At 66.5% G+C, this 6,375-nt stretch carries 1 protein-coding gene; it reads right to left on the reverse strand.

Going from position 1 to position 6,375, the window contains the following annotated elements; all coding sequences use genetic code 11:
- The coding region (locus VLE48_01615; protein ID HSA91682.1) for a hypothetical protein at positions 1-6,375 on the reverse strand (6,375 nt) is incomplete at both ends.

Below are 6,375 nucleotides of genomic sequence, written 5' to 3' on the forward strand. Positions count from 1 at the left end.
CGCTCCGCTGCGGGCACCCGGGAAGCGGCGGCAACACGTGAGTAGAAGAGGTATGGCTGGTCGGAAAGCGCGGGGGGAGAAGCGGCGGCCAACCCATCCAGCTCCGGCGACCCGGACTGCAGCGCCCCGCCTCCAGCTTGAGCCAAGGTGCTGGCCGCTGAGGCACGCAGGGAGTACGCCGTCGCTTTCTCCTGAGCCACGGACGCAAGCAGGCTGCGGGCCTCTTGTGCAGCCTTTGCATGCAGCAAGGACTCCGCATGCCGCAGGCGTCCCTCCACGTCCCAGGGCACGGCGCGGACGCGCTGGCTGCGGAAGTCAGCGGCCTCGGCATGACGGCCAAATTTCGCCAGCAGCGCCGCCGCCGGCTCCAGGTTCTCGAACGGCCCTCCCGCCACCAGCGTCATGCGGCGCAGTAGCGCCAGAGCGCCGGGTGTGTCGCCCTGCTCCAGCCGGATCTCGGCCAGCCCCAGGAAGTTCGACGCATCGAAGTTGTAGCTTTCCAGCTCTCGTGAGTAGGCGAACTCGAGCACCTGGCGGGCCGCAGCCGCCTGATCGGCAGCACGCAGCGCGAGCGCCGCATTGCGCATTGCAACCAGCGGAGGCGCTTCCTCCGGCTGGCTGCGGTAACGTTCGAGCAGGGCGGGCAGCTTTCCTTCAAGCGCCGCAACGCGAATCTCGATAAGAGCCAGTTCGTACACCAGCGCCGTTCGGTCGGCCTTGGGGATGGAATCCAGCACCTGCTCTGACTCCTGCGGCTTGCCCTGGCGTGCGAGGTGCGCTGCAAGCCGCAGCCGGGTGCGATTCACGTTCTCCGTGGCGTATTCGCGTGCGGGCCCGTGCGCCTGTTCCATTTCTTTCTCCGCCAGTTCGACCATCCTCCGATAAATCGCCCCGCGGCCGGTCTCTGGAATCCAACTGGCGTTCACGATGTCGCCGAGGAAGCCACTCGGGGTAGGGGCGACCCGTGAGAGTTCCAGGATCCATGCGATTCCGGCAGCCGGATCGCCCGTCGCAGCCAACGCGCCGCGCAGCAATGCATCGGCGCGGTACGATCCGTTCCGTCGCACGTAGTTGCGCATGAGCTGCTCAGCTTCACTGCGCAGTGAGGGCAGCAGTTTCCTGCGGCCTACTTCCTCCAGAGTGCTGCGAACATCCGGCCAGAAGGTCTCCGCATAGCCACTGTTCTGCTGCTCATCGAACGCAAGCAGCGCGGCGCGAAGACGCTCGAGCGCCGCGGCGCCGCGGTCCCTCTGCCAGAGGATGCGCGCCGCTTCCAGGTGCGCTTCCCCACGACGCGGGCTCAGCTCCAGCGCGTGGTCGTAGTCCGCGAGCGCACGCTCCCACTGCTGCGTATCGCGGTAAAAACCGGCTATCGTCAGGTAGGCATCGGTGTTGGCGGGCGTGCCCTCCAGCATGGCCGGGAGATAGTCTTCGGCGTCCGGCGCCCTGGCCGCCCACTGATACTCGCCGTAACGCGAGCCGTAGTAGAACCAAACGTCGCCAGCCAGCGCCAGGTTACGATCCACGGCGCGTCCTACGCGCTGGCCGACGGTTCCGGTGCCCAGGGCGTCCAGGAAGGATTCGCGCACGCGCGGCGCCTTGTCATCCAGGTAGAGTCCGGCTAGCCCTACGTACGCCCGCGTCCAGACCGGGGGGAGTCCGCCACCGCGAGCGGCCATCACATCGAGCGCCAGCGTGTTGGGCGCGCGCCGCAGGGCGAAGTCGGCCACGGCATCGCGGAACCACGACGGCCGGTCTGCCATTCCGGCCAGCGTCGCCAGACGCTCCGGCTCACGCTCCAGCAGAAGCTCGAAGTAGCGGTCCTGGCGCGCACCGCCGTACCAGGTTTCGTAACGTGAACGAAGCACGCGGAACTCGGCATTCGCATTGCCGGCGGCTCGCCAGGCGTCGGCTGCCTGGTCCAGGATCCCTCCCTTGCCCTCGGCGTGCGGGTAGACGCGCTCATACGCCTCCAGTTGCGAGGCCAACTCGCTGAGTTGGAAACGGCGGCGCTGGAGCTGCACCAGACGCCCGTAGTGCACCTGCGCTTCCGGGCTGCCCGGGGAGGACATCATCAATTCATGACGCCACTTGGCTTCCAAATCCGGGAGAACGGCGTATTGGGCAACCGGCACCAGAACGCGCTCCACATCGTCTCGTGACGCCGCTGCTTTCTGTGCGTCCAGGAAAGCGGCGAACGTGGCACGCTCCTCGGGTGCGTAGTAGCGATCCACGGTTTCGCCCATCTGCCGCAAAACGGTTTGGAGTGACGAAGCGGTGTCTTCCGCACTAGCGGCCTGGCGCGCACCGGCTAATCGCGCCCACACCGCTTCGTGTTGCCGCAGCCGAATCATCACGCGGGCGAAGGTCCGCGCTCCCGACAAGTAGTCGCTGTCACGCAGCAGGTCCTTGCCCGCCAGCTCAACGCCACGTTCCACGAAGGGTCGAGCTTCCGCGGGCAGGTTCCAATCGTCCAACTGCGCCGCCACCTCGAAGAAGGATTGCGGGCGTTCCGGTCTTCCTTCGATCAGCGTCTTGCGCAGCGCCTCGACCGCCGGCTGAGTCTCGCCCTTGCGCGCGTGCAGTTCCGCCTGCTTCCGCATCCATTGCGGATCCTGGTATGTGAGGTCGTAGATCTTGCGGTAGTCGGCGAGCGCCTCATCGAAGCGCATCAGGCGCTCTTCCATCTGGGCCCGCGCCAGATACAGGTCGGAGCGATCCGGGCGGATGCGAGTGGCTCGCGTGTAGGCCTCGATGGCCGCGGGGAAATCCTCGAACAGTGTCTGGAGGCGAGCCACTACCATGGGCCAGCGGAAATCGCGCGGCGAATCACGCTCTGTCTTGCCGTAGTAGTCGAGGAGCTGCGGCTTGCGATCGTGCTCCTGGGCGTAGCGCGCGGCTTCCGAAGCCAGCCCGGCGTCTTCCGGATAGCGGTTGAGGATTTCGATGTACTGGTCTACGGCGAAGGCGTAGTTCTTCAGCCGGGTGAGCGCCAGGATCAGCCCGCGCCGCAGCGCCGCAATTCGCGCCGTGCGTTCCGCGGTGGCCAGCGGCGCGTTGCGCATGGATTCGATGGTCGCCACGTAGAAGTCGCGCAGGCCGGCGTCGTCGCCGGCACGCGCGTACGTGTCTGCCATGGCAGCCAGGTATTCGGATTGGAAGGGGTCGTCAACCAGGAGCGGCGCGAGCCACGTGCGGGCCTGGGCAAACTGGCCGGCCGCCGTGGCTTTGCGCGCGCCTTCGAAGCGGAACTGCCGGCTCAGCGTGGGATGCGACGCGGCTGCCGCCTGCTGCAGGACGGCGAGAGCGCGCTGTGGATCCTTGTTGCGCCAGTGGAAGTCCACCGAGGCCCGCACCACACCCAGCACTTTCGGATTGTCGGCATAGAGTGTTTCGAGATCGCGCCGGGCGGCGTCCAGTTCCTGACGGGATTCGCGGAAGCGCGTCAGCGACAGGCGCAGCCGCATGCGTTCCACGGGGTCTCCCGTCAACGCGATGCGATGCTCGATGGAACGCGCACGGACGCCATGGAAGTCCTGTTGTTGGGCCAGGCCCTCGATGCGCGCCAGCAACTCCAGGGACGTTGTGCTCTCCACCAGACTGGCCAGCATCTTCTCCACATCGGCGCGACGATCCTGGGCTTCCAGGACCGCAACTCGCAGGTTAATCGCTTCCTCCGGCGGGTCGGGGACGGCCACAACGCGCGCCGTCAACTCATCCGCCAATTGCCGGAACGCGGGTCGACGGGCCAGCGCCAACAAACGCTGCCAGGCCGGCGAATAGGCCTCGGCCAACGCTCCCTGCAAGTATTCTTCCAGTGCGCGCCGATAGTCGCGCTTGTTCTCGTAGACGGCGCCCGCCTCGTAGGCATAGAGCGCCGGACGGCCCAGCTTCTTGCGGCCTTCGTCCATCAGGCGCAGCGCTTCATCGAACTGGTAGTAGTCCCAAAAGACCGTGGCGGCTTCCAGGTAGCCTTCGGGCTTCCCCGGTTCCACTTGCGCGATGCGCTCCCACCACGGCCGCGAGCGCGCCAACTGGTCACGGTCCGCATAGACGTCGCCGACGCGCGCCAGAGCCTCGCGATCGCGTGGATCGAAGCGCACGATGTCTTCTTCGATCGCTGCGGCCGCCTCGGTGTGCACCGGATCGTAGGCAGCCAGCGAGCGGTGGATCGCCGCCGCCCGACGGCTCATGCCCAAATCGCCAGGATGTTCTTCCGCCAGCGCGCCCAGCAACGGCGCCGCTGCCTCAAAGTGCGATTGCCAGGCTGCTGCCTCTCCCAGGAAGCGCGCCGCGGCAGGATTCTGCCGTGCCAGCTCCGGCCAGCGACCGCCGTTGGTGGCGGTGGCATAGGCCAGCGCCGCGGCCAGCTCGTCGTCCATCTTCTTGTACGCCACCAGGTCCTCGAAGAACCGGGCGCGCAGATCGTCGCTGTAGAACCAAAACTCGCGGATGAGCTGCTGCCATGCCGTGTGGTCGTAGGTGCCCTTGGTGTGATAGGCAGAGAGGAGGTTGCGCACGAAGGCCAAACTGTAGGGGAAGCGCTGGTGCGCGTACTGGTTCACGCGCAAGTAAAGTTGTGAGCCCAGGCCGGCGCCGGCCACGACATCGCTGAAGTAGGCTTCGAGTTCGCTGCCCGAGAAGACCTGGGTGACTTCCTGCGTGAGCTTTTCGAAGTCTGCCTGGCGCTTGCTGCGCAGATACCAGCGGGCCAGCCGGTGGTGCCAGGAACGGTCGGGAAACTGCTGCATGGCACGACGGTAGGTCTGCTCGACCTCGGCTCCCAATCGGTTGGCTTCCAGAAACGCCGCCAGCCGCTCGTAGAGTCCGGGATCGTTGGGATTGCGTTCGATCTCCCTTCGGTAGAGTGCCAGCACCTGCCGCGTCTCTTTGCGGGAAAGCAACCGCGCGATATAGCGCTCCAGTACACGCGCGTATTCGGGCGACCGCGGCCCGGCGGTGGGCCCACCGTCTCCGCGTTGCTCTGCTCCCTCCTCTCCTTGTTCGGAGAACTGAACCGGAAGTCGGCCCGCTGTGCTCTCGCCCAGCGGCATATTGCTTGCCTTGGCCGCCAGTTCCGCGAGCAACGCGTCGTAGGTGGCGAACTCCTCCGTCACACGATCCTTGCGCGCGTAGGCTTCCGCCAGGAGCAACGAAACGCGCGTGCGTTCCGCCGCCTGCGGAAAGTCCTGCAGGAAGCGGCGGGCGGCTGCGATCACGGCGTCGGCGTCGCCGTATTGCGCATACGCCTCGATCAGCCGGGCGCGCAACGGCGCCCGCTCCGCGGACTGCGGAAAGCGCGACTCGAACAGGGCCATCAGTTCCGCCGCCCGCGCCCGGTGGAAATAGCCAACGGAAGCGCGCTCCTGTTCGGCGTAGCGATACTCGGGCTCGGTCGAGTTCAGAATCAGCGACAGAATGCCGTTCAGGAACCCGGGATTGGGATCCATGGTGGCGATGTCCTTGTAGAACGTGAGGTCGCCCACGCCGAAACGCACGGGATGCTCCGGAGCGTCGAACAACACCCGCAGGATGCCGGCCAGCGCCTTCTCGCGATCGGCATCGGTCGCCGCAGGCAGGCTGTAGAGCGCGTAGTAGTGCCGCGCCGCCTCGTCATAGTCGAGCACGCCGTCGAACAGGCGTGCCATCACCCAGAGTTGCTGCGCCGTCCAGGGCGCGTTGCGCGATTCTTTGCGCAGCCGGTACTCCACCAGCGCCTGCCGTGCCAACGCCAGGTTCCCTTGCTGCTGGTAGTAATAAAAGAGGCGGGTGGCAGCGTTGAGATCGTCGGGATCCGCAGCCACCGCGGCGCGCGCCCGGTCGAGGAATGTCCGCAGGCTGTGGGTCTTTGCCAGCAGGCCGAAATAGTTCTGCACCAGCTCGGGCGGCCACAACGGCTGGTACGAACTCTCGTAGACGGCAAGTGCTTCGGCTTCGGCCCCTCGGGCATGGGCCACGGCGGCCCGGGCGCGCACCGGGAAGATAGCGTCCTCGGGAAAGGCCTTGCTGTACGTCGCGATCTGCGCTTCGGCAGCTGCGAAGTCCTTCTGCGCCACCAGAAAATCGAAGAACCGGCGGAGCACTTGCGCTTCGCGCGGGTAGCGGGACATCCAGGCGCGGTACTGCGCCACGCTGGCCTCTTGGGGGAGCGCCTGCTCTTCGATGACGGAAAATGCGCGCTCGAATGCACGCCACGAACGCTGGCGTTCCGCCGGGACCAGCAGCTCCGAGGCCGGCGACGGCGCCGCTGCGACCGCCGCTAACGCTGCGATCTCTTCGCGCGGCTTGAGCCGCCGGTGATAGAAATCCGCCAGCGCCAGATTGCCGGCGGCCTTGTCCGCGGAGGACTGCGCATACTGCTTCCAATCAGCCTCG

Source organism: Terriglobales bacterium (genome assembly GCA_035454605.1).
Lineage (GTDB): Bacteria > Acidobacteriota > Terriglobia > Terriglobales > Acidobacteriaceae > DATMAB01.